We start from the raw sequence: 24,851 nt of genomic DNA on the forward strand, positions 1-24,851 counted from the left end.
GAAGAAGGAGGGTTTTATTGTATTTTGTATATAAAAAAATAGAAAAGGAGATATGTAAATGAAAAGGTTACTTGTTATAGGCATCATGTATACAATGTTTTTCCTCATAGGAAATATACACTTACATGCTGACGAACGAACAAATGTCAAAGAAATCACTAGTTTAGAAGAGCCTACGTGGATATTTCAAGCAGGAATAAGTAAGGGGAAATATCATGATCGACAAGATTTAGGATTTATTTTGCAGAGAAATACACCATTAAAGGTAAGACAAACGAATCCTAATTTTAAAGACAAATTAACATTACGTTTATTGTCTAATGACTCAAGAAATGAAAAGTCCATCCAAGTAGGAAATGAATGGGTTACGATTCAAGGTGATACGCCTTTAGTTCCTTTCATAGATACTCCGTATGGTGAAGAGCCTGCCATACTTGAGTACCAAGTAGAGAGTAAAAGTGCTACTAAGCCTCTTCCAATTTATAAACCACAAGAAAGTGTATCTCAATTTTTTAGTACATGGGATCAATTTGATGGAGAGTATGCATTAATTCAAGGGGAGAGTTTCCAATTATTTATACCTAAAAAAGATAAAGAGTTAGTAAGGTCTTTAAAAGATTTTCAATCGTTAGATGAGTTAATTGCGTATTATGAAGATATTTTTGCGATGTATGATTCAATTATTGGTTTAGATGGCTCAACTGTTGAAAATAGAAAAAGTCAAAATCGTTATTTCTTAAAAGCAGATATATCCGGTGCTGGCGGTGCCTATTATGGCGCAAATTGGACAGCGAATAGTACAGATAGTACAAAGATGTGGTTAGATAAACTTAGTTGGGGAACTTTACATGAAATTGCCCATGGATACCAAGCTGGTTTAGATAATCAAGGAATATTTACAGGAGAAGTTTCTAATAATCTATTTGGTGTTCAATATCAATATAGTAAATACGGCAAAAAAGCAGATCAAGTTGGTTGGTTATTTAATTTTGGGAAAAAGGAACAAGTAGAACGGAATTTATACAATGCTTTAATGAAAGAAAATAAAAATTATGATGACTTAGATTTACGACAAAAACTTATTCTTTTAACGATGGCGAAACAAAAAGCTGGCGATGAAGCTTTTGCAAAAATGTATAAAGGTTATCGAAAACTAGCTAGCAATGCTGCTTTTAAAAAAGGTGACCATTCTTTACCAGATTTAATGAATCAGTATTATAGCGAGAATGGACAAGTGGATTTTACACCTGTCTTTGAAAGATGGGGCTTTAAGCTTAATCATAAACAAATAGAGATGAATAGGGCGAAAGGTTATCCGGCTGTTACTTCTTTAGCTTATATAGTGCCTGAATCACAATTAGTTAAAGCGAGAGCTCTAGTTAATCCTGATATTCCGATAAACTCCAACTTTGAAATAGTTACAAATCAGCAAATTGCTTCACTTGGGCTAAAAGGGAATTTGCATATCCATTTAAATACAAATGAAATAGATACATTGAAAGGAGGAAAAATTAAATTAAAAGAAGGGAATAAAGTTATTCAAGAGAAAACAATTGAAACAACAGATATCAATTTACAAGACGTACCAAATGGAGTTTATACAGTTGAGATTTCAGGTGGAAAAACGGATAGTATGTACCATTTCAGTTCGTATTATGCCTATATAAAGGAAAAAGATAACAGTCTAACCATTGATGTTAACGAAATGAAAGTGAGTAAGTTGGTAAATGAAACGATTCAATTCCTAGGATTAGGAGATGACCAGTTTGCCGAATTAAATACAGACTTAGAGCAAGAGCAAGCTGTTTTTACGGTTACTACTAAAACGCCTCATAGCTATTATGCAGGTGAAAAATACGCATCAATAGAGGTGTTTAATGATAAAGGTGAAAAAATTTATACGAAGGAAATGGAAGGAACAAATGTAGCGATTGTAAAAGATACCATTCCACTAAAAGAAGGATATAGAATTAAAATCTATCATGATGAAATTAAAAAACGATTAACTAGTAAAGCTACTATTATGAATCCTATGAATAAAACAAATGAATTTATAATGACAAAATGGGGATTGAAAAATACTTATTTGCAAAATAATCCGGAAGAAAATCTTATGCAAAGAATTGATGAAGAAATGGAAGCAATTATAAGTAATCCTGTTTTAAAAGAGATACCAATGCAAAAATTAGAAATGAAAAAGAATGTGTGGATGGCAATAAATATGTTATCAGAACCACAAAAAATACTGTATATGAATAAATATAAAGATAGTTTATATAATGAGTAATTTTTGAGAAATGAATGGAATCTAAAAAAGTAGCAAACTATGTATGTAGAGGTATGTAAAAACGATTGACTATAGTTAAAATTTTTATCTATGCTTAAAATTCCAAACTACATTTATTTAATTATATAATAAAATTATAAAGGAGTAAGAATATGAAGAATTTCGTAAAGGTAGGTTTAACTACAGGAGTGGTGTTATCGGCGATTATGCCTTATGGAGGAGTACATGCGGCAACAGAAGATTTAAAAGTGGAAACAAAGGAGGATACGTTCCGAACAGGTAATTTAACAGCACCTTCTCAAAAATCAGCAGAAAATGTAGCGAAGGATGCGCTGAAAGGGAAAACAGAACAAGCATTATCATCAAAGCAAATTAACACGGAATCAAAAGTTAATTATAATGTTACGCAAAGTCGTAAATCTTATGATGGTACTACATTGGTGCGTCTTCAACAAACATATGAAGGACGTGATGTATACGGATATCAACTAACAGCACATATTAATGATGATGGTGTCCTTACGAGTGTTTCGGGGGATAGTGCCCAAGATCTACAACAACAAGAAGATTTGAAACAACCTATTACTCTATCAGAAGAGGATGCAAAGAAGCAGCTTTTTAAAATCTATGGAGATAATCTCACATTTGTTGAAGAACCAGAAATTAAACAAGTGGTATATGTAGATGAAAATACAAATAAAGCAACAAACGCATACCAAATTACTTTTAGTGCATCTACACCTGAATATGTATCTGGTACAGTATTAATTGATGCTTTTGGTGGTAATCTATTAAAAGAACTCGTTCAAAAATTGGGTATACAAGTAGATAGTAGTATTGTCCAATCTGCGACAGCAAATAAATCACAAGATCCTTCAAAATTAACAGGCACAGGAAAAGATGACTTAGGTATTAATCGTACATTTGGAATTACACAACGAAGTGATGGAACGTACATGCTTGCAGATTATTCTCGTGGTAAGGGAATTGAAACGTATACTGCTAATTATAAAGATTATAATAATTATAGAAGAAATGTATGGGGTTATTTGGATGATTTAGTAACAAGTAATTCTACAAATTTTACAGATCCTAAAGCAGTTAGTGCACATTATTTAGCAACGAAAGTATATGATTTTTATCAAGAAAAATATAGCCGTAACAGCTTTGATAATAATGGGCAAAAAGTAATTTCTGTCGTTCATGGCTGGAATACAAATGGTACGAATAAAGGAAATCCTAAGCAGTGGTTTAATGCATTTAGTAATGGAGCTATGCTAGTATACGGAGATCCAATTGTTAGAGCATTTGATGTGGCAGGACATGAATTTACACATGCGGTTACAAGAAATGAGTCTGGACTTGAGTACGCGGGAGAAGCTGGTGCAATTAATGAAGCGTTATCTGATATTTTAGGAGTAGCAGTTGAGAAGTATGCAAATAACGGAAAGTTCAATTGGACAATGGGAGAACAATCTGGTCGTATATTTAGAGATATGAAAAACCCATCATCTATCTCTTCTAGATATCCAGAGGATTATAGACATTATAATAACTTACCTATTGATGCTGACCACGATCATGGTGGTGTACACACGAACTCTAGCATTATTAATAAAGTAGCTTATTTGATTGCTAGTGGTGGAAATCATAATGGAGTAAATGTACAAGGCATTGGGGAAGATAAAATGTTTGATATTTTCTATTATGCAAATACCGATGAATTAAATATGACTTCTGATTTTAAAGAATTAAAAGAAGCTTGTATTCGTGTAGCAACGAACTTATATGGTAAAAATTCATCAGAAGTACAAGCTGTCCAACAAGCCTTTAAAGCAGCTTATATTTAAGACTATTGTGATGGATTACAAACCCTTTTATTTTAATATAATGATTGATTTGTATGTATAGACAAAAAACCTTGTAGAATTTTTCTGCAAGGTTTTTGAGAATGTTATGTTACTTCAAGGATTATCATCTCGTACTAATTGGTAATTCGGATAAGTAAAAAGTTGTTTTTAAATTACTCTTTTCTAAGTGTATAAAACTTCTTATAACATGGACAATAAGATGTATTATATAGTTTTTGAGTTAATTAAGATAAAAATAATCCTATAACTGTATGTAAGAATATCTAATTTTACACTCTTTTCTATGATAGAAAAGGATACTACGTTAGTAAATATAAAAAGTTAGAAATTATAGTATATAGGGCACTTTTTTGTTCCTATGGAACTTTAAAGTGCGTAATTTTCTTTCTAGTTAATATAGATCATAATGGTATTTACTAGTTGGTTTTAGCTTTACTCTGCAGTTTATGTGATTTTTTACATTAGAACGATGCAAAATGATTTGAAGCAGGATTATCGAGTAAATCACAATGTTGATAATTTCGATTTTTAATTCAGTGCAGAGTGAAATAGCTACATAATTTTCGTTTACCCCACTATTTGCCGGGCAGTAAGACCCCCCACCTCAAAATTCAGCGGAAGCAAAGAAGTTAGGTGGGGGGATCAACTGCCTGTAAAAGCCCGATTGGTGAGGGCTAATAATCAGTGGGGGATGAACAAAACCCCCACTGATTAAAGTTTCACTTTATACTCTTTTGAAAAAAGGTGGATCTACTTATTTTCTGTTAAAGATAAGAGAAGTGAACGACAATATAAACGTAATTATTTATTCCAACGTAAGTCAATAATCTAGCACATGAATTTGGAGGGGTCTATATGCATATGCAATTAAAAGGAAAAACAGCACTGGTTACTGGATCTACGGCAGGGATTGGAAAAGCAATTGCCACTTCATTAGTAGCGGAAGGAGCTACTGTACTTATTAATGGACGCCGTGAAGAAAATGTTAATCAAACGATAAAAGAAATTCGAGCGCAGTATCCTGATGCTATCCTTCAACCTGTAGTAGCTGATTTAGGAACAGAACAAGGGTGCCAAAATGTGATTGAAAAGTACCCTGAAGTAGACATTCTCATTAACAACTTAGGAATTTTTGAACCTGTAGAATATTTTGATATTCCTGATGAAGATTGGTTTAAATTTTTTGAAGTCAATATTATGAGTGGTGTTCGACTTACTCGCTCGTACTTGAAAAAAATGATTGAAAGAAAAGAAGGAAGAGTCATCTTTATTGCTAGCGAAGCAGCTATTATGCCATCTCAAGAAATGGCTCATTATAGTGCGACTAAAACGATGCAACTCTCACTTTCTCGTAGTTTAGCTGAGCTGACGACAGGAACGAATGTGACTGTTAATACTATAATGCCTGGTTCGACTTTAACCGAAGGAGTGGAGACTATGTTAAATAGTCTTTATCCTAATGAGCAATTGACAATAGAAGAAGCTGAGAAGCGATTTATGAAAGAAAATCGACCAACCTCTATTATTCAAAGACTTATTCGACCAGAAGAAATTGCCCATCTTGTCACTTTCTTAAGTAGCCCACTTTCTTCAGCAATTAATGGTTCCGCGTTGCGAATAGACGGGGGATTAGTACGTAGTGTATTTTAAAAAATTTAAAACAACATAGTATTCTGTTGAAGGTAAAGATAGTAAGACAAATGAGTTGTGTGTTACTTATTAACAGAAATATACAAAAAGTAAATTGTGATATGAAAACAGCCGGATTTTCTACTATAAGAAAATCCGGCTGTTATTTTGACTTGTTGTAAAGGATGGAAAACTTTTAGCGTTGTGGCATCTTTCATGTTAAATTGGTAATCAAGAAAAAGGTATGCTCCATTTGAAGCATATCTTTTTAGTGTGCAATTTTATTTATTTGTATCTAGCTCGTCTTGATTATCAAATTTCTCTAAAACCTTTAATAAAATAGTTAAGATAATTGTGGATACTATCGCTATAATTAGAATGCCATGAGGTGATAGTTGAACCGAAGTTAATCCAATTTTAGCTATCCCAAAATATCCTACATAAGTAGCTAAGAATGATGTAACCACTGAAATCGTAAATCCTAAAAATCCTAATTCATCTAGTTTCTTTTCAGGTAATCCACATACACTTAAAATCTTAGTAAAAATAGCAGCTACTATGAATAACTCAATGGACAGAATAAATAATGACATGACTCCAGAATATACAATTTCATCTGGCAGCCATTTCCCTAATGCTAGCATTAGAAGAGCAGGAAGGAAGAGTGGTAAAAATAGTCCTAAAATCATGACTATGATTTCCATTTTATTTGGTGTTTCATTATTATTTTGATTGCTCATAAATCCTCCTAAATAGTAATATGAATGATAGTCTCATGAAGAGTTCAACATATACTATCACATTAAATTAATGAATTTAATATTATTTTTTATTCAGAAAATGGGGTGCAATTGAGGTCCTCAAAATATGGGTTATTTTCGTATTTTAACTGTAAGAAATTATATAGTTGGATTCAGCTGGGGTTTTCAAGGATTAGATAGTTCAACAGTAAATTTTAGATATATAGGTTTTTATGGAAGAGGGACAGCAATTTGAAGTTTTCGTAATTCAGATATATCAATAACTTTTCCGTTGGACATGTATGTAACATACATGTAGAGGGGATTAAAAAACTATAATAAATAAAGTTGCATAAATTGACCTTTATGCAACTTTACTATTCTTCCTATGATCGCTAGCAGCATGAAATTTGATAAATGATGTTAGCGATAAAGGAGTTTTATTTACTCTGTTACTTTCTAGCAACGAGCAATCGTTATTTTTATCGGATTTTAGTTACCAAACGTTTTTCAACACTATTTTCCCAATTGCTTCCTTCGACTCTAAATGATCATGTGCTTGTGCAACTTTATCAAACGTAAAAGATTTAGAATCTAGCAATGGACGAAGTTTGCCTTCTTCTACAATTTGCGTTATTTTCGTTAAGATTTCTCCACAATCATTACGCTTATCTGTATGTAATATTTTTAACGCCATAAAAGTAACGTGCAGAGATAGTCCTTTTGCGTGTAAAGAAGAGAGGTCATGGGTTGAACGGGCTGCAATTGTTACGACAGTTCCATTGACTGCAGCAGCTTCAAAAGAATTATCAAGATTCTTGCCGCCTACCGTATCGAATATAACTTCAAATCCGTCGCCATTCGTATGTTTTTGAACATATTCTTGAACAGATTCTTCTTTATAATTAATAACTATGTCGGCTCCTAGACGATGAGCTATTTCAATTTTGTTCTGCTGAGAAGCAGTTGTAAAAACTTTAGCACCTGCCCATTTAGCTAATTGAATGGCTACGTGTCCTACGCCACCAGTAGCTCCATGAATGAGGACATTTTGACCTGATTTAATATTTGCACGATCAAATAAAGATTCCCAAGCCGTAATTGCGACTAATGGTAGAGCAGCTGCTTCTTCCATTGTTAAATTGTTAGGTTTGTGAGCAATCAATCGTGCATCAGCAAGCATAAACTCTGCAAGTGCACCACCAGTTTCCTTAAAACCTCCGGCACATCCATATACTTCATCACCAGTTTTGAATTTTGAAACGCCTTCTCCTACTTCTATAACAATACCTGCTACATCACCATGCAAAATAGCTGGAAATTCAGGAGCAACTGATGAAACAGCGCCACTACGCATTTTTGTATCGATTGGATTTACACTAGTTGCTTTTACATGGATTAGAACATGACCAGGTAAAAGTTTCGGTTTTGAAACTTCTTCTAATTGAAATACAGATGAATCTCCAAAAGAATGGATAATTTGTGCTTTCATTTTTTCGTACCTCCTGTTCGTGGTTATAGCATAGCAAAGTACAATAAATAAGTATAATATTATGATTTAGTTAAAAAATGAACGCCAGTTAGCGTTTCACTTAATTCCCAAAGCATTTCTGCATATTCTGTATTACTAGCCCAAGGTCTAACTCCTGATGGATCTGGATTGTCAGCAGAAACAGCTTCTGCAATATCAACATTTTCGCAATACACGCCACCTTTGTCATCAAGTTGATCGTTTGCGGCGCACCATACAATTGTAGCGGCTCCTTCTGGGATACTTTTAAATTCTTCATCGTATTTTATTAAAGCTCGATTTCCATGCTCGTCCAGTGCTCCCATTGAACGCATTTCTTCATCAGTTAAATTTCGAGATAAACTTGTGACGATTGTTCCAGGGTGGGCAGAGAATGCACGTACATGAAATTCTTTACCACGTTTATCTAATTCGACCGCAAATAATGCATTTGCTGTTTTGGATTGTCCGTAAGCTTGCCATTTGTCGTAATGACGATTATTAAAGTTTGGATCGTTAAAATCAACACCACAAATACGATGACCGCGCGAACTAACTGATATAACTCTTGCTCCATTTGCTTTAACTAAAGCGGGCCAAAGTCTTGCTGTTAACTGGAAATGTCCTAAATGATTCGTTGCGAACTGCGATTCATATCCTCGTACATCGCGTTTTAATGGGTTTGCCATTATTCCTGCGCCGTTTACTAAAATATGTAGTGGACGATCAGTGTTAAGAAATCTACTTGCAAAAGCATCTATAGAATTTGGATCCATGAGATCTAGTTTTTCTAATTCCACTCGTGCAATATTTGAAATGGCTTCTTGAGCTTGTTCTATTCTTCTTGCGGGTACGATAACTGTTGCACCAGCTTCCGCAAGTACGCGTGTTATTTCAAGTCCTAATCCTGAGTATCCTCCAGTTACAATAGCTATCTTTCCGCTTAAATCTTTTTCTCCTAGAGCTTCTTTAGCGGTAGTTCTTGCGCCGAATCCAGAATAAATTGGTTTTTGAATTGTGTTTTCATTATTTTTGTTCATTGTGTAACGCCATCTCCGTTCCTTCATTAACTTTCCCTGTTTTTATACGCTCAAAGTGAGTAATCTTATAATTTATAATATCCAAAGTCGATTGCAAATCCGTTAGTTGTATTATGATTTGCTTTTGATGTTCCTCAAGTATTGCTTTACAAGCTTCATCGTTTTTTGTTCGTGAGAATTCCATATATTTTTGTATTGTATGTAAGGGCATTTGTGTTCTTTTTAGATGATTAATGAAAAGTATTCGATCAACATCTAATTGAACATATTGCCTATTATTATTCCTATTTCTATTAGCTGGGGGAAGAAGGTTGATTTTTTCGTAGTATCTAATTGTATCTGTACTTAATCCTGTTTTCTTTGCAACATCTGATATTGTGAATATATCGTTCATTTGTAATCACGCTCCTTTCACTTCAAGTGTATTACTTGGAGTCAACTCCAAGTCAATCATTTTGTTTGAGGAATTTTTATAAAGAAAAGGAGATTACGTGAAATAGTGTAGCGCACATGCAAAAGCAACTTTGGAAGTTGCTGAAGGAAGGGGAATTGTTATTTTATGCAGCATACTAATTGCTAAAAGTGATAAGCAAGCATGTAGTATAGGTACTTAAAAGTGCCTACATCACTTTAAAGTACGTACTGTTATTCATGTTATGACCGATTTATAATAACACTCGTAGCACAAAGAAAGTTATCACGATGACAATCGGCAACAATGTGGTGTTACAGTATTGCTCATGAATTTTGAGAAGAAATATGAAAAGTAAAGAAAACTATAGATTGATATGAATGAAGGAAAGTGAGTGAAACACATGGAAAAGTTTGCGAATCATTTTGGATATAATCGTATGTTTGCGAAAGATCAACTTACATTAGGAGTTCACATTCCGATTGAAAATTATCAGTTTCATGCTCCAACGATGGAAAAACAAGTAGAGTTGGTACAAAAAGCGGAACAATATGGTTTTACAGGCGTATGGCTTCGAGATGTTTTACTGCAAGACCCTGACTTTGGTGATCCTGCAACAGGTCAAATTTACGATATGATGATTTATTTAACGTATTTAGCAAGCAAAACAGAGAAAATCGCATTTGGAACGTCGGCAACTGTATTATCACTTCGCCATCCATTGCGTGTGGCGAAAGAAATTGCGACATTAGATCAACTGTTTCCAGAAAGAATTATGCTCGGCGTTTCGTCCGGTGACCGACGTGCTGATTTTAAAGCGTTAGGTGTTAGTCATGAAACAAGAGGTGAAAAGTTTAGAGAAGCGTTTGCTTACTTGGAAGAGATTTTGTATAAAAACTTCCCAACAATTGAGTCGACACTAGGAGAAGTGCATGGTGCAAATTTAGTTCCAAAACCGTCTAAACGTGTTCCAACCTTTATTACAGGTTTTAGTCAGCAAAATATGGACTGGTTCGCTGAACATGGTGATGGATGGATGTATTACCCACGTAGTCCGGTACATCAAGCAGCAGCAATTGGACAATGGAGAGAACGAGTAGAGGATTATCATCCAGATGTATTCAAACCATTTATCCAACCGATGCATTTAGACTTATCGGAAGATCCAAATGAACGTCCTACGCCGATACGTTTAGGTTACCGTACAGGACGTAAGGCACTAATTGAATTACTTGATATTTATAAAAGTATTGGTGTAAATCATTTATTCCTTGCTCTATTTGATGGTCAACGCCCGGCTAATGAAGTGTTAGATGAGCTAGGAGAAGAAGTACTACCTCATTTTCCAGCATTGTAAAGGAGTGTAAAGAATGAAAGCGATAGGACTTATGCAATATGGAGATAAAAGTGTACTACAAGAGATTGAAATGAAAACACCCCTATTGGGAGAAAACGATGTACTGATTGAAGTATATGCAGCTGGTGTAAACCCCGTGGATTGGAAAATACGTGAAGGTTTACTTCGAGATGTGATTTCTTATGACTTCCCGCTCGTTTTAGGATGGGATGTTGCAGGTGTAGTTGCTGCTATAGGGCCAAACGTTACAGCATGTAAAGTGGGGGATGAAGTATATAGTCGTCCAGATATTGAACGAAACGGTACTTATGCAGAGTACGTGGCTGTAGATGAGAAATATGTCGCGAAAAAACCGAGAAATCTATCTTTTGAAGAAGCAGCATCAATCCCTCTTGTAGGTTTGACAAGTTGGCAAAGTTTAGTGAAGTTCGCTAATGTTCAAAAAGGTAATAAGGTTTTAATTCATGCTGGATCTGGCGGGATTGGCACGTTTGCTATTCAGCTGGCGAAAAGTTTCGGTGCACATGTTGCAACAACGACTAGTACGAAAAACATGCAGTTTGTAAAGGATCTAGGCGCTGATACTGTCATTGATTACAAAACAGAAGACTCTTCTTTACTTCTGCATAATTACAATATTGTATTTGATGTGTTAGGCGGGGATGTACTAAAGGATAGTTATAAAGTACTTGCACCAAATGGAAAGTTAGCGTCTATCTATGGTCCGAAAGGTATGGAAATTCCACAAACTGAAATAGCAAGAGAGAAAAATATTCAGAGTGACCATATATTTACTGAACCTAACGGATATGAACTTTCTCTTATTACAGAATTAATTGAGGGTGGGAAGATTAAACCTGTTGTAACACATGTGTTGCCTTTACATGTAGAAGGCGTAAAAAAAGCACACCACATAAGTGAGTCAGAACGTGCTCTTGGCAAAATTGTATTGAAGAAACATTGGTAAAGTATGAGGTTTTAGAGACAATATTGTGCTAAGTAGCGAATGAGCTTATATATTCTATTCTAGCAATTGTTTTAAAAGGGAGATAGCAAATGGATTCAATGACATTTCTTTTATTCGGAGCGACAGGGGATTTAGCGAAACGCAAAATTTATCCTGCTTTATACAATCTATTTAGTAATCAAAATATACCGCAATCTATTTCGATTATCGGTATTGGCAGAAGGGCAATGTCAGATGTGGAATTTCAAACAATAGTAGGACAATCCCTTACTACATTTTCTAGAATATCTACTGATGACCAATCAGGAGTAGAGGAATTTATTAGCACATTTCGTTATTGTCAATTAGATACAGCGAATATAGTGGGCTATCAAAATTTGCTGAGCCTTGTAAAAAAGCGTGAAACAGAATTAAACATTCCTGAAAACCGTATGTTTTATCTATCTGTTGTACCAGAAGTATTGAATGTGATTGCTTTAAATATTAAAGAGAGTGGATTGTGGGCTACAAAAGGATTAAACCGTCTTATTATAGAGAAGCCTTTTAATTATAATGTAACGTCTGCTCACGAGTGTAACGGAAAATTAATTGAAGATTTTGATGAAACTGATATTTATTATATTGATCATTATCTTTGAAAATGAATGGTAACTAGGAATACACTTAGAAAAGTATTACGAAATAAATAGTATTTAATTCAAGACATTTTTATTGACGATAATAATTTATGTGGTTAATATATTAGACATAAGATTACTTAATTACTAAAAGTAATTAGATATAAAATATTTCGTTAAGTTCTATAAATAAGTAAGTTGCAGTAGAAATGCTTTGAATTGCCACTATTAATATTGGGGACAATGAGAGAGCGAAAGGTATAAAAAGAATTGGAATTAGATAGCTCTTTGTTTTTTATAAAAACATGAGCTTCTGTACAATTCATTTTTAGTATATTGACGAGGATTATACAACAAGAGGGGGACTGAAATTGGAATCAATGACCTTTGTTTTATTTGGAGCGACAGGGGACTTAGCGAAACGCAAAATTTACCCCGCGCTATATAACTTATATAGAGATCAAAAGCTTCCAAAGCAGATATCTGTTATCGGGCTTGGAAGACGTCAAGTATCTCATGAAGATTTTCAAGAAAGAATAAAAGAATCAATAGAGACGTTTTCTCGTCAGAGGGAAGAAGGTACTCCGGAACTCGAAAGTTTTTTAGATAATTTTCGCTATTGTCCATTAGATGTGAGTAAACCGGAAGACTATGAGAGGTTATTACAAGTCGTTCGTGAAAGGGAAGAGGAACTACATATAAAAGGTAATAGAATGTTCTATCTTTCAGTTGCTCCTGAATTTTTCGAGACCATTGCTTTAAATATTAAGGAAAGCGGACTTGATAAAACAGATGGATGGAAACGCCTAATGATTGAGAAACCGTTCGGGCACGACCTTACATCTGCTCGTGAGCTGAATGATAAGCTTAGTCGCACGTTTGAAGAAGACGAGATATACCGTATTGATCATTATTTAGGTAAGCCGATGATTCAAAATCTTGAAGCATTAGAATTTGCAAATCCTGTTTTACAATCGATTTGGAATAAAGAACATATAGCGAATGTACAAATTACAGCGAGTGAAACAGTTGGGGTTGAAGAAAGGGCAGGATATTATGATCAGGCAGGAGCCATTCGAGATATGGTTCAAAATCATATGTTACAAATATTAATGATGACTGCTATGAATCTGCCGGAAAAGGTTAATGCATGTGAAATTCGAGAGGAAAAGCGAAAGGTAATGGAGACGCTTCGTAAAGTGAAAAAAGAAGACGTTCAAAACCATATCGTTCGCGGTCAATACGCTTCAGGAGAGATAAAAGGCGGGCAAGTTGTAGCATATAAAGAGGAACCAGGAGTAAATCCTTCTTCTAACATAGACACATTTGTTGCTGCTCGCTTGTGGATCGATAATCCATTTTGGACCGGCGTTCCATTTTATATACGAACAGGTAAACGAATGAAAGAAAAGTCCACTCGTATTGTAATTGAATTTAAAAATACGTTAAAACAGCAATATCAAGATAGTAATCCAAATGCAGCACCTAACTTATTAATAATTGAAATTAGCCCAGGTGAGAATGTTTCATTACAGTTAAATAGTAAAAATCCATTGAAAAATGGAGAAATTGAACCGATGCGTATTAACTTTACTTGTGAGCAAGCGGATGTGGGAGTACCTGAAGCGTATGAAAGACTCATTCATGATGCTGTGAGTGGAGACGCTACATTCTTTGCACATTGGAGAGAAGTTGAATTGTCATGGGAATGGGTACAACCAATTCTTGAAGCGTTCGAGGAAAACTTATTGCCGCTTCATGAATATGAGTCTGGTTCATATGGTCCAGAGGCGTCTAATGAACTGTTGCAAGAAAGTGAATTTAAATGGTGGTTAGATCAAGAAACGGAAAAATAAGTATATTCTTAAATGAAAGCATTTAGGGGGACGATTACTATGACACAAAACATAAATCAATTAGCAGTGAATACACTTCGTACGTTATCAATTGATGCTATTAATGCGGCAAATTCAGGTCATCCAGGTCTTCCGATGGGAGCAGCACCGATGGCTTATGCATTATGGGCGAATCATTTAAATCATAATCCTAATCATCCGAAATGGTTTAACCGTGATCGATTCGTTTTATCAGCGGGACACGGATCGAGCTTACTGTATAGCTTACTTCATTTAGCTGGATATGACGTTTCAATTGATGACTTGAAAAGCTTTAGAAAGTTAAATAGTAAAACACCAGGACATCCTGAGTTTGGTCACACTTCTGGAGTTGAAGCGACGACAGGACCGTTAGGACAAGGGATTGCAAATGCTGTCGGAATGGCAATGGCAGAAGCTCATTTAGCAGCGAAGTTCAATAAGGATGGTCACTCTATTATAGATCACAATACGTACGCTTTAGTTGGAGACGGTGACTTAATGGAGGGTGTCGCTTATGAAGCGATGTCAATGGCAGGGCATATGAAACTTGGCAAGTTAATTGTACTATATGATTCAAATGAAATTTCACTTGATGGTGAATTAAACATTGCTTTTTCTGAAGATATGCAGAAAAGGGTAGAATCTGCACATTGGCAATATGTAAGAGTTGAGGATGGAAACGATGTTGATGCGATTACAAAAGCGATTCAATTAGCGAAAGACAATACGGACCAACCTACTCTTATAGAGATTAGAACCGTTATAGGTTACGGAAGTCCAAAAGTTGCTGGAACGAACAAAGCACATGGTAACCCGCTTGGAGTAGAAGAAGCGACAGCGACAAAACAAGTGTATGGTTGGCATTATGAGGAAGACTTCTTTGTGCCTGAAGAAGTAACAGCTCATTTTAATGAACTGAAACAAAAAGGTATTGAAAAAGAGAACGAATGGAATGAGCAGTTCAACGTATACAGAGAATCGAACCCTGCACTAGCAGATGAATTAGAAAAAGCGATTACAGGCGAGGTTTTAATCGAAGCGAAAGACATTTTATCCTTCGATACTGAAAAAACGATTTCAACTCGTGTTGCAAGTGGGGAAGCTATTAATCATTATGTGAAATCGATTCCTTCTATTTTTGGTGGAAGTGCGGATCTTTCTCATTCTACGATGACAGATATAAAAGGTGAAGCAGTATATGCGGTAGAATCGTATGCTGGCCGAAATATATACTTTGGTGTACGTGAACATGCAATGGGCGCGGCAGCGAATGGGCTGGCACTTCATGGAGGAGTAAAACCGTTCGTAAGTACATTCTTTGTATTTAATGATTACCTTCGTCCATCTATTCGACTGGCTGCATTGCAAAAGTTACCTGTTACTTACGTATTTACACATGATTCGATTGCTGTAGGAGAAGATGGTCCAACGCATGAACCAATTGAGCAATTGGCAGCTCTTCGAGCAATTCCTGGTTTAACAGTTATTCGTCCGTCAGATGCAAATGAAACAGCGAGTGCTTGGGCTTATGCATTACAGCAAACGGATGGTCCAGTCATTTTAGTACTTAGCCGTCAAAATTTACCGGTGTTTAATGAAACGAAAGCGAACATAGAGAATCTTTCTAAAGGAGCTTACGTATTAATACAAACGAATGAAAATCCGGATGTGATTTTAATTGCGACAGGTTCTGAAGTTTCTTTAGCTGCTAGTGCAAAAGCAAAACTAGAAGAAGACAATGTCTCTGTTCGCATCGTTGCAATGCCAAGCTGGGAGCTATTCGATCACCAATCGAAAGAATATAAAGAATCCGTTCTTCCGTCTTCTGTAACGAAACGAGTATCTCTTGAGATGGGTGTATCTCTCGGTTGGGAACGTTATGTAGGACAAGAAGGAAAAATATTATCAATTGAAACATTTGGAGCTTCAGGAACTGGGGCTGAAGTCATGAATCTATTTGGATTTACGACAGAAAATGTTGTTCAAATTACAAAAAATGTATTGAATTCTTAAGCTATGACTGTGAATACCTTTCTGGACAGATCAACTTATCAGTGCTGAAAGGTATTCAAAATCGTAGTGATATGGATTTTTAATAAAAGATGATTTGAGGAGGAATTATATTATGCAAGTAGGATTAATTGGTTTAGGTAAAATGGGATTAAATTTAGGGAAAAATTTAATGGATCATGAACACGAGGTAGCAGCATTTGATTTAAATACGAGCGCAGTAGAAGAAATGAAAGAGTATGGGGCTACAGGTACATCTAGTTTAAGTGAACTTGTTCAGTCATTACAATCACCAAGAATTCTTTGGGTAATGGTACCACACGCTGTTGTTGATTCTGTTATTGATGAGGTTACACCATTGCTTTCAAAAGGAGATATTTTAATTGAAGCGGGTAATTCACATTATAAAGAGTCTATCCGCCGATATGAACAATTAAAGAAAGATGGCATTCACTTTATGGATGCAGGAACTTCTGGCGGAATGGAAGGCGCTCGTAATGGTGCTTGTTACATGATCGGAGGAGATCAAGAAGCTTGGGACATCGTTGAACCTATCTTCCGTGATACTGCTGTAGAAAATGGATTCTTATATGCTGGAAAAGCTGGTAGTGGTCACTTCTTAAAAATGGTTCACAACGGAATTGAATACGGTATGATGGCTGCTATTGGCGAAGGATTTGAGATTCTAGAGAAAAGTGAATTTGACTACGATTATGAAAAAGTATCAAGAGTATGGAACAACGGTTCAGTAATCCGTTCATGGTTAATGGAATTAACAGAAAATGCATTTTCTAAAGATGCAAAACTGGATGAAATTAAGGGTGTTATGCATTCTTCTGGTGAAGGGAAATGGACAGTAGAAACAGCATTAGATCTTCAAACAGCAACTCCTGTTATCGCAATGTCGTTATTAATGCGCTATCGCTCATTAGACAATGATACATTTACAGGAAAAGTTGTAGCAGCTCTGCGCAATGAATTTGGCGGACATGCTGTAGAAAAGAAATAAACATCTTAAAAATTTAACTCATTGACGTTTAAAAAATGGAGGGAATAGATCATGAAGTTTTTTATTGATACTGCAAATCTTGAGGACATAAAAAAAGCATATAAACTTGGAGTTTTAGCTGGTGTTACAACGAACCCGTCTTTAGTAGCAAAAGAGGGCATTAAGTTTGAAGATCGTATTGCAGAAATTTGTCAGGCAGTACCTAAAGTTGAATCTGTTTCGGCAGAAGTAACACCAGATGCTGTTACAGCTGAAGAAATGATCGCTCAAGCAGAAGAACTGATTAAAATTAACGGTGGCGATGAAAAAGTTACAATTAAACTTCCGATGACGCTAGCAGGATTAGAAGCTTGTCGCTATCTTACTGAAAAAGGTGTTAAAACGAACGTTACACTTATTTTCACGGTGAACCAAGCACTTTTAGCTGCTCGAGCAGGTGCAACGTACGTTTCTCCATTTTTAGGACGTTTAGATGATATTTCTGAAGATGGTGTGCTCTTAGTTGCGAAAATTGCTGAATTATTCGATATTCATCAATTAGATACACAAATTATTGCAGCTTCTGTCAGACACCCAGATCATGTAACTCGTGTAGCGATGGCAGGTGCTCACATTGCAACAATTCCTTATAAAGTAATTGAGCAACTTGCTATGCATCCATTAACAGATCAAGGTATTGAAAAGTTCGCTGCTGATTGGGCAAAAGCACCTAAATTATAATATATGAAAGTGAAGGAGGCTTTCCGAAAATTGCTTTTCATGAGAGAACAGATTCCTAGGTAACTTCATCGTTTAACTTGGATCCCGAGTTTGGAGTCTTACTACGTGAAAACAGCAAGAGAAGAAAGTGTCATTCACTTTCGAAGAAGGAAAAGTTGCTCACGTGAAGCGTTTATCACAATAACATTATAATTATGAAAGAGAAATCCCCTTATTAGAGAGATGGGTTAAAGTGTATCTCTGATAAGGGAGATTCTTTTTATATAAATCATTATGATGTGAATCTGCTTTTTAAGTGTATATCAATATGTAAATGTATCTTTTACTCAAGAAAGAACTATATAGGTTCTCTTAATTATAAAGTAATTTTGAAAGGGTTTACATAAAGGGTTAGGTGGAATTGAGTATGAATATGTATCTTTTAATTATTACATTATTATCGATTGTAATTGTTATTTTAGGGGTGTCGTGGTGGAGATGGCATGCGTTTATTAGTTTAACGATTGCAAGTTTGTTTTTAGCAATTATGTCTGGAATGCCTATGGATAAAATAGTGAGTGCTTATGAAACGGGAGTCGGAAGTGTTCTCGGGCATTTAGTAGGTATTTTAGTTTTAGGTACAATTTTAGGGAAAATGATGGCAGAATCAGGTGCAGGAATGCAAGTGGCAGAGTTCTTTATTAAATCCTTTGGAATAAAAAACTTACCATGGGCGATGTTAATTGCAGGTTTTATTATTGGAATTCCGGTGTTTTTTGAAGTAGGCATTTTAATATTATTGCCGTTAGTAATTTCTATTCATAAATCAACGAAACAAAATATTCTATTGATAGCATTACCAGCAATTGCTGGATTATCTGTTGTACACGGCCTTGTTCCTCCGCATCCAGGGGCAATTGTTGCAATTGGTATTTATAAAGCGAACCTTGGGAAGGTACTATTGTATTCACTCATTATTACATTTTTTGCAGCGATTATTGCTGGTCCTATATTCGCTAAATGGATTCACAAACGTGTAATTCCTGAAAATGAGCCAGAATTGATTCGTGTAAATACAAAATCAACGAAATTACCAGGAATAGGAGTTTCATTTTTAGTTATTTTGTTACCTGTTCTGTTAATGGTTTTAGCTGCAGCAGCTCCTTATGTGCCTCTTTCTACTACTTTGATGAAGATTGTCACATTAATCGGTAGTCCTATAATTGCGCTATTGATTGCATGTTTTGCAGCGTTTTATTTTCTTGGATTTCGTCAAGGTATCGATAAAAAGGCTATTAAGAAGGTAACAGAAGATAGCTTATTACCAATCGGTTCAATTGTTGCGATTATTGGTGCTGGCGGCGGATTTAAGCAAATTCTTATCGATAGTGGTGTAGGTAATGCTATTGCTCAAATGTCTGAGCATTTAGCTCTATCTCCAATAGTATTAGCATTTATGGTGGCTGGATTAATTCGAATTGCGACAGGATCAGCGACAGTCGCCTTAACAACAGCAGCGGGTATCGTTTCGCCAATCGTTGAAAATACGACAGGTGTGAATTTAGAATTACTTGTCATCGCAACAGGTGCAGGAGCATTAATGTTTTCACACGTAAACGATGCTGGATTCTGGATGGTAAAAGAATATCTAGGGTTAACAGTGAAAGAAACATTTAAAACATGGACAGTATTAGAAACATTACTTTCATTTATCGCTTTTGGAGGAGTTTTATTACTCGATATGTTTGTTTAAAATAAGGATACTTTTATATGAATTTAGAAAGACAACTTTAGCACACAACGTTATGAATAGATAAAATAAATGTATTTTTATGGTTTTTATATTATTAGGATACTATAGGGATTTTTGTTAGGAGGAAGAAATGGTGAGCTCAAAATATATGATTGGTGTAGACATTGGGACAACTAGTACAAAATCAGTTCTATTTTCTACTGATGGGTCTGTTATTGCAAGTCATGGAATTGAATATCCTTTATATTCTCCTACGCCTGAAACAGCAGAACAAGACCCAGAAGAAATTTTTCATGCAGTAATAAATACGATTAAAGAAACTGTACGAGTAAGTAATGTACAGCCGAATGATATTCTATGTGTCTCTTTTAGTTCGGCAATGCATAGTATCATTGCTGTAGATGAAACGGGAAAGCCGTTAACGAGATGTATCACTTGGGCAGATAATAGAAGTGCAAGCTGGGCAGAGAAAATAAAGAATGATATGAATGGTCATGAAATTTATTTGCGTACTGGGACACCAATTCACCCCATGTCACCACTTTCGAAATTAGTTTGGTTACAGAATGAGCAGGCAGAATTGTTCGCGAAAAGTTATAAATTTATTTCTATTAAAGAGTATGTTTTTTATAAGTTATATAAGGAGTATGTAATTGATTATTCTATAGCATCAGCAACAGGAATGTTTAATTTGAAATCTTTAAAATGGGATGAAGAGGCTTTACATGTTGCGGGAATTACAGATGAAAAGCTTTCTAAACTTGTTCCAACGACGCACAGCTTAACAGGATTAGATGAAGAACTCGCACATGAGATGAATGTACTTGTTTCCACTCCTTTTATAGTAGGAGCGAGTGATGGAGTCCTATCCAATTTAGGTGTAAATGCAATAGATCCTGGGGTTGTGGCTGTTACAATTGGTACAAGCGGCGCGATACGTGCTGTAACAAATCGTCCTGTAACAGATCCGAAAGGTAGAATTTTTTGTTACGCCTTAACTGAAGACCATTGGGTAATTGGTGGACCAGTTAATAACGGTGGTATGATTTTCAGGTGGGCTCGTGATCAATTAGGCACTTCAGAGATTGAGCTTGCGAAGCGTTTAGGAAAAGATCCATATGAAGTGCTTACTGAAATAGCAGCAAAAGTGAATCCGGGGTCCGACGGTTTATTATTTCATCCGTATTTAGCGGGGGAAAGAGCTCCTTTATGGAATGCAAATGCACGAGGATCTTTCTTTGGACTTGGATTGCATCATAAGAAAGAACATCTTATCCGTGCTGTTTTAGAAGGGGTAATTTATAATTTATATACCGTTCTTCTCGCTTTAAAAGAACTAATTGGCGAACCGAAAAAAATTCAAGCGACAGGCGGTTTTGCAAGATCGGAACTTTGGAGACAGATGATGGCAGATATTTTCCATCAAGACGTATATGTTCCGGAAAGTTTTGAAAGCTCTTGCTTAGGAGCTGCAATCCTCGGTTTATATAGTTTAGGTGAAATAGATACGTTGCATGTAGTTTCTGAAATGGTAGGTGCGAATTTCCACCATGAGCCAAACATGGAAAGTGTGGAAAAATATAAAGATTTAACACCAATCTATATTCGTCTGTCCCGTCAATTGGAAGAAGAATATGAAAGTATAGCAGCGTACCAAAAAAAGTGGGTTTAAAAGCTATTTAGCAGAGAAATATGGTAACGTATAAAGAGGTACTCCAATTTTTTTAGGATACTCTTTCAACATAAAATATTTTAAAAAGTACGATGTATGAAAAATATAGGGAGAGAGGGTTATGAAAATGAAGGATAACAAAGAGTTTATTGGATATGTTGGAACTTACACGAAAGAAAACAGTGAAGGAATATATAAGTTTACTTTAGATACGGAAGCAAAGAAAATTAGTAATGTAATACTTGCGGCTAAGCTGGATAACCCTACATATGTAACGATTAACAGAAATAATGAATATCTCTATTCCGTTGTTAAGGAAGGAGAATCTGGCGGTGTAGCTGCTTATTCAATTGATAGTAAAACTGGGGAGCTAAAGGAAGAAAATAGACAAGTAGTAGAAGGTGCTTCTCCTTGTCATATTAGTGTTGATAGTGGAAATCACACAGTAGTTACAGCGAATTACCATAAAGGAACGATTGAGTCTTTTGAAGTAAATGAAGAAGATGGAACTGTAAATCCTGCCGCATCTATTATGGCACATGAAGGTTCAGGTCCGAATAAAGAAAGACAAGAAAAACCACATGCACATTATGCGGGTTATACTCCTGATGAAAAATATGTGGTGGGTGTAGATTTAGGAATAGATAAATTAATTACGTATGAAATAAAAGATAGTACATTAACAGAAGTGAATAGTTTATCTGTAAATCCAGGGAGTGGTCCGAGACATATTACTTTTCACCCGAATGGAAAGTACGCGTATGTGATGACGGAGCTTAGTTCAGAGGTTATTGTGTTAACATATAACTCGGAAGAAGGATCCTTTACAGAGGTACAGTATATTTCTACTCTTCCAGAACAATTTGATGAAAATAGTCAAGGAAGTGCTATCCATATTTCTTCTGACGGCCGTTTTGTATATGCAGGTAATCGTGGACATAATAGTATCGCTGTTTATAGCGTGGATCAAAACTCAGGTGAGCTTACATTTGTGGAACACACATCTACAGAAGGAAATTGGCCAAGAGACTTTGTATTAGATCCTACTGAAAAGTTCCTTGTTGCTACAAATGAAAAGTCACATAATCTAGTACTATTTTCAAGAGATGAATCTACAGGTAAGTTAACATTTTTACAATCTGACGTTGCTGTGCCAGAGCCTGTTTGTGTGAAGTTTTTAAATATTTAAGTTGTGTTCGATATAATTTCATATACTCAGAAAACAATAAAAAGCAAAGCGATATCACTTTGCTTTTTATTGTTTCTTTTTCGGTCTACGTACTAACTCGCCGCCGCAGTTTGGACAAACGTTATGTCTTTCTTCTGTACATGGTGCGCAAAATGTACATTCATACACGCAAATGTATGCTTCAGAATCTTGCTCCAGCGATTGATTGCAAATTTGACAGTTTGTTTTCATTTGTAGTGCCATAGTAACTCTCCTTTTAGTTTGAATATTTATAATTTAATTATAATTCAATGGGCAGAGTTAGTCCTTTTCAATTGAAAGGAAATAGAATGATAAAGTTATGATTTGAAATGAAAGGCGCTCGTTTATTTTTAAATTGATTATTTCATGCAGTTAGAATATTATGAAATAGTCAAAAGACAACAGGGGGTATACGTTTTGACTAATCATAACGATCATTTAAAAGCAAACTGTGAAAAATGCTTCGGTTTATGTTGCGTGGCGTTACCGTTCGCAGCATCGGTAGATTTTGCGGTGAATAAAGATGGTGGTAAACCATGTTCTAATTTACAGTCAGATTATAAATGTAGCATACATAAAGATCTTAGAGGAAAAGGTTATAAAGGTTGTACAGTATTTGAATGTTTCGGCGCTGGACAGAAGATTTCTCAAGTTACATTTAACGGGATTGATTGGCGGAAAGATGCTAAGCATGCGAGGAAAATGTATGATGCTTTTCCAGTTATGCATCAACTTCATGAAATGCTTTGGTATTTAAATGAGGCTATTTTATTGAAGGCGACACAATCGATTCATAAAGAATTAAGTAAAGCGATTGAAGAGACAGAGCGACTTTCAAATTTAAATGCGGACGAGTTAATGAAAGTAAATATTCCATTACATCGTGCAGAAGTAAATACTTTACTTTTAGAAACGAGTGAGCTAGTTTGGAAGGAAATGAATGCTGCGCGTAAGAAACGAATCATTCACCGCGGAGCAGACCTTATGGGAGCAAATCTGAAAAAGAAAGATTTACAAGGGGCGAATTTAAGAGGAGCTTACTTAATTGCGGCTAACTTAAATGGTGCAGACTTAAGAGGAGCAGATCTCATCGGAGCAGATTTGCGAGATGCAGATATTCGCGGGACTGATTTTACAAATAGTATTTTTCTGACGCAAGTTCAAGTTAATGCGGCGAGAGGGGACAAACATACGAAATTGCCGAAAATGTTGTCTCGTCCATCGCATTGGGGTGCGTAAAGAGTGTATAAAAACAGGCAGAGACTAAGAATCTCTGCCTGTTTTGTTATTTCTTTTCAAAAGTAGTAATAAAAACACTACATATAATAAGAATACCACCAATAAAAAAGTTACTACTCAATGTTTCGTTTAATAGAAACCAACCAAGCAACGATCCCACGATAGGTTGGAAGAAGAAAAATAACGAACCGATGCTTGCGTCCATTAATTTTAATCCTTTATTCCAAAGGAAAAAGGCACCTGCCGTTGAGACAATTCCTAAATAAAGTACGCCTAATAATACATACATATTCACATGTTCAATAGGGCTTGATTGGAATTCCCATACCATAAAAGGTGTAATGAAAAAGAGTGAAAAGAATATGGCATACGTTGTAATAACTAAAGATGAGAAGCGAGTGGAAGCAATCTTCACATAAATGGATAGTAAAGCCCACGTAATAGCTGCTCCAACTAATATGATTGTACCGATAAAATAGGAGCCAATTTCAATATCCCATCCGATTACGATAATGACACCGATTGTCGCTATGATGGTAGATAAGAATCTACGAGCGGTTAGTTTTTCTTTTAAAATGATCGCTGCAAATATAACCATAAATGCAGGTGTAGCTGATGTTACTAAAGATCCTGTATGAGCGTCGGATAATTTTGTTCCGATAAATTGACAAGTGATCGAAATGAAATATCCGATAAATCCAATCCAAGCGAATAATAGCCAATCTTTTTTACGAATGGTTACTGTTTTCTTTTGCTTTTTCTCAGCTATTTTTAAAATCATATACAAAACAACAAAAGCAATGATAAAGCGTAGCCAAACGAGTGTTAGTGGCGGGATAAAGTCGAGTACGTATTTGCTAACAACATACATACCGCCCCATATACTAGCTGCTAGTGATAAACATATAGCTCCTAAAATGGTTTGTTTCATTTGAAGTACCTCCGTCTATTT

General features: G+C 35.5%; 20 protein-coding genes. 14 read left to right on the forward strand and 6 right to left on the reverse strand.

Annotated features, from left to right (window positions below; all coding sequences use genetic code 11):
• The first annotated feature begins 58 nt into the window (after window positions 1-58).
• The 3 genes from DN390_RS06950 to DN390_RS06960 all read left to right on the forward strand — a co-directional run bounded on the left by DN390_RS06950 (window position 59) and on the right by DN390_RS06960 (window position 5,808).
• The gene (locus DN390_RS06950; RefSeq protein WP_147806929.1) at window positions 59-2,287 is read left to right on the forward strand and encodes a putative mucin/carbohydrate-binding domain-containing protein; all 2,229 of its coding nucleotides are present in this window, start codon (window positions 59-61) and stop codon (window positions 2,285-2,287) included.
• Window positions 2,288-2,439: 152 nt separating this feature from the next.
• Window positions 2,440-4,137, forward strand: a complete 1,698-nt coding sequence (locus DN390_RS06955) for a M4 family metallopeptidase (RefSeq protein WP_147806930.1) — start codon at window positions 2,440-2,442, stop codon at window positions 4,135-4,137.
• Between the two features lie 876 nt (window positions 4,138-5,013).
• The gene (locus tag DN390_RS06960) at window positions 5,014-5,808 is read left to right on the forward strand and encodes an SDR family NAD(P)-dependent oxidoreductase (protein WP_088312341.1); all 795 of its coding nucleotides are present in this window, start codon (window positions 5,014-5,016) and stop codon (window positions 5,806-5,808) included.
• Window positions 5,809-6,068: 260 nt separating this feature from the next.
• Here the strand turns inward: DN390_RS06960 and DN390_RS06965 are convergent, their stop codons facing one another.
• The 4 genes from DN390_RS06965 to DN390_RS06980 all read right to left on the reverse strand — a co-directional run bounded on the left by DN390_RS06965 (window position 6,069) and on the right by DN390_RS06980 (window position 9,471).
• Window positions 6,069-6,527: an epimerase gene (locus DN390_RS06965; protein WP_147806931.1), complete on the reverse strand. Its 459-nt coding sequence runs from the start codon at window positions 6,525-6,527 to the stop codon at window positions 6,069-6,071.
• A 496-nt stretch (window positions 6,528-7,023) separates the two neighbouring features.
• Window positions 7,024-8,019: a zinc-dependent alcohol dehydrogenase family protein gene (locus tag DN390_RS06970; RefSeq protein ID WP_147806932.1), complete on the reverse strand. Its 996-nt coding sequence runs from the start codon at window positions 8,017-8,019 to the stop codon at window positions 7,024-7,026.
• A gap of 59 nt (window positions 8,020-8,078) precedes the next feature.
• Window positions 8,079-9,077, reverse strand: coding sequence for an oxidoreductase (locus DN390_RS06975; protein ID WP_147806933.1), 999 nt, complete (start codon window positions 9,075-9,077; stop codon window positions 8,079-8,081).
• Window positions 9,064-9,471: a MerR family transcriptional regulator gene (locus DN390_RS06980; protein ID WP_147806934.1), complete on the reverse strand. Its 408-nt coding sequence runs from the start codon at window positions 9,469-9,471 to the stop codon at window positions 9,064-9,066. Before DN390_RS06980 ends, DN390_RS06975 begins: the two co-directional genes overlap by 14 nt.
• Before the next feature lie 421 nt (window positions 9,472-9,892).
• Here DN390_RS06980 and DN390_RS06985 point away from each other — a divergent pair, with 421 nt between their 5' ends.
• The 10 genes from DN390_RS06985 (at window position 9,893) to DN390_RS07030 (ending at window position 22,639) form a co-directional block, all read left to right on the forward strand.
• Complete coding sequence (locus DN390_RS06985; protein ID WP_087970380.1) at window positions 9,893-10,846, forward strand: LLM class oxidoreductase; 954 nt, start codon at window positions 9,893-9,895, stop codon at window positions 10,844-10,846.
• Window positions 10,847-10,859: 13 nt separating this feature from the next.
• Complete coding sequence (locus DN390_RS06990) at window positions 10,860-11,813, forward strand: NADP-dependent oxidoreductase (RefSeq protein WP_147806935.1); 954 nt, start codon at window positions 10,860-10,862, stop codon at window positions 11,811-11,813.
• 89 nt (window positions 11,814-11,902) lie between these two features.
• On the forward strand, window positions 11,903-12,451 hold the full coding sequence (locus DN390_RS06995) for a glucose-6-phosphate dehydrogenase (RefSeq protein ID WP_147806936.1): 549 nt from the start codon (window positions 11,903-11,905) through the stop codon (window positions 12,449-12,451).
• A 350-nt stretch (window positions 12,452-12,801) separates the two neighbouring features.
• Entirely contained in the window at window positions 12,802-14,286 is a 1,485-nt protein-coding gene (zwf, locus tag DN390_RS07000) for a glucose-6-phosphate dehydrogenase (protein WP_128975205.1), read from the forward strand.
• 39 nt (window positions 14,287-14,325) lie between these two features.
• Window positions 14,326-16,320, forward strand: a complete 1,995-nt coding sequence (gene tkt / locus DN390_RS07005) for a transketolase (RefSeq protein WP_147806937.1) — start codon at window positions 14,326-14,328, stop codon at window positions 16,318-16,320.
• 112 nt (window positions 16,321-16,432) lie between these two features.
• Entirely contained in the window at window positions 16,433-17,326 is an 894-nt protein-coding gene (gene gnd, locus DN390_RS07010; protein WP_128975203.1) for a phosphogluconate dehydrogenase (NAD(+)-dependent, decarboxylating), read from the forward strand.
• A 51-nt stretch (window positions 17,327-17,377) separates the two neighbouring features.
• On the forward strand, window positions 17,378-18,046 hold the full coding sequence (fsa, locus tag DN390_RS07015) for a fructose-6-phosphate aldolase (RefSeq protein WP_000667675.1): 669 nt from the start codon (window positions 17,378-17,380) through the stop codon (window positions 18,044-18,046).
• A 406-nt stretch (window positions 18,047-18,452) separates the two neighbouring features.
• Window positions 18,453-19,778, forward strand: coding sequence for a gluconate permease GntP (gene gntP, locus DN390_RS07020; RefSeq protein WP_147806938.1), 1,326 nt, complete (start codon window positions 18,453-18,455; stop codon window positions 19,776-19,778).
• 130 nt (window positions 19,779-19,908) lie between these two features.
• Entirely contained in the window at window positions 19,909-21,450 is a 1,542-nt protein-coding gene (gene gntK / locus DN390_RS07025) for a gluconokinase (protein WP_147806939.1), read from the forward strand.
• A gap of 121 nt (window positions 21,451-21,571) precedes the next feature.
• On the forward strand, window positions 21,572-22,639 hold the full coding sequence (locus DN390_RS07030; protein WP_147806940.1) for a lactonase family protein: 1,068 nt from the start codon (window positions 21,572-21,574) through the stop codon (window positions 22,637-22,639).
• A gap of 66 nt (window positions 22,640-22,705) precedes the next feature.
• On the opposite strand, the gene DN390_RS07035 is transcribed toward DN390_RS07030, so the two are convergent.
• Window positions 22,706-22,882: a DUF1272 domain-containing protein gene (locus DN390_RS07035; RefSeq protein WP_001207878.1), complete on the reverse strand. Its 177-nt coding sequence runs from the start codon at window positions 22,880-22,882 to the stop codon at window positions 22,706-22,708.
• 195 nt (window positions 22,883-23,077) lie between these two features.
• Here DN390_RS07035 and DN390_RS07040 point away from each other — a divergent pair, with 195 nt between their 5' ends.
• Window positions 23,078-23,899 (forward strand): pentapeptide repeat-containing protein, encoded by an 822-nt coding sequence (locus DN390_RS07040; RefSeq protein WP_147806941.1) that lies wholly within the window; start codon window positions 23,078-23,080, stop codon window positions 23,897-23,899.
• 46 nt (window positions 23,900-23,945) lie between these two features.
• On the opposite strand, the gene DN390_RS07045 is transcribed toward DN390_RS07040, so the two are convergent.
• Window positions 23,946-24,830, reverse strand: coding sequence for a DMT family transporter (locus DN390_RS07045; protein WP_147806942.1), 885 nt, complete (start codon window positions 24,828-24,830; stop codon window positions 23,946-23,948).
• Between the last annotated feature and the right edge of the window lie 21 nt (window positions 24,831-24,851).

The organism is Bacillus sp. SH7-1, assembly GCF_008042405.1.
In the GTDB taxonomy this organism is placed as follows: Bacteria; Bacillota; Bacilli; order Bacillales; family Bacillaceae_G; genus Bacillus_A; species Bacillus_A thuringiensis_N.

What these genes read in the sequence shown, in the direction of transcription:
- DN390_RS06950 (WP_147806929.1), top strand. Translation starts at nt 59, where the DNA reads ATGAAAAGGTTACTTGTTATAGGCATCATGTATACAATGTTTTTCCTC.
- DN390_RS06955 (WP_147806930.1), top strand. Translation starts at nt 2,440, where the DNA reads ATGAAGAATTTCGTAAAGGTAGGTTTAACTACAGGAGTGGTGTTATCG.
- DN390_RS06960 (WP_088312341.1), top strand. Translation starts at nt 5,014, where the DNA reads ATGCATATGCAATTAAAAGGAAAAACAGCACTGGTTACTGGATCTACG.
- DN390_RS06965 (WP_147806931.1), bottom strand. Translation starts at nt 6,527, where the DNA reads ATGAGCAATCAAAATAATAATGAAACACCAAATAAAATGGAAATCATA.
- DN390_RS06970 (WP_147806932.1), bottom strand. Translation starts at nt 8,019, where the DNA reads ATGAAAGCACAAATTATCCATTCTTTTGGAGATTCATCTGTATTTCAA.
- DN390_RS06975 (WP_147806933.1), bottom strand. Translation starts at nt 9,077, where the DNA reads ATGAACAAAAATAATGAAAACACAATTCAAAAACCAATTTATTCTGGA.
- DN390_RS06980 (WP_147806934.1), bottom strand. Translation starts at nt 9,471, where the DNA reads ATGAACGATATATTCACAATATCAGATGTTGCAAAGAAAACAGGATTA.
- DN390_RS06985 (WP_087970380.1), top strand. Translation starts at nt 9,893, where the DNA reads ATGGAAAAGTTTGCGAATCATTTTGGATATAATCGTATGTTTGCGAAA.
- DN390_RS06990 (WP_147806935.1), top strand. Translation starts at nt 10,860, where the DNA reads ATGAAAGCGATAGGACTTATGCAATATGGAGATAAAAGTGTACTACAA.
- DN390_RS06995 (WP_147806936.1), top strand. Translation starts at nt 11,903, where the DNA reads ATGGATTCAATGACATTTCTTTTATTCGGAGCGACAGGGGATTTAGCG.
- tkt (WP_147806937.1), top strand. Translation starts at nt 14,326, where the DNA reads ATGACACAAAACATAAATCAATTAGCAGTGAATACACTTCGTACGTTA.
- gnd (WP_128975203.1), top strand. Translation starts at nt 16,433, where the DNA reads ATGCAAGTAGGATTAATTGGTTTAGGTAAAATGGGATTAAATTTAGGG.
- fsa (WP_000667675.1), top strand. Translation starts at nt 17,378, where the DNA reads ATGAAGTTTTTTATTGATACTGCAAATCTTGAGGACATAAAAAAAGCA.
- gntP (WP_147806938.1), top strand. Translation starts at nt 18,453, where the DNA reads ATGAATATGTATCTTTTAATTATTACATTATTATCGATTGTAATTGTT.
- gntK (WP_147806939.1), top strand. Translation starts at nt 19,909, where the DNA reads ATGGTGAGCTCAAAATATATGATTGGTGTAGACATTGGGACAACTAGT.
- DN390_RS07030 (WP_147806940.1), top strand. Translation starts at nt 21,572, where the DNA reads ATGAAAATGAAGGATAACAAAGAGTTTATTGGATATGTTGGAACTTAC.
- DN390_RS07035 (WP_001207878.1), bottom strand. Translation starts at nt 22,882, where the DNA reads ATGGCACTACAAATGAAAACAAACTGTCAAATTTGCAATCAATCGCTG.
- DN390_RS07045 (WP_147806942.1), bottom strand. Translation starts at nt 24,830, where the DNA reads ATGAAACAAACCATTTTAGGAGCTATATGTTTATCACTAGCAGCTAGT.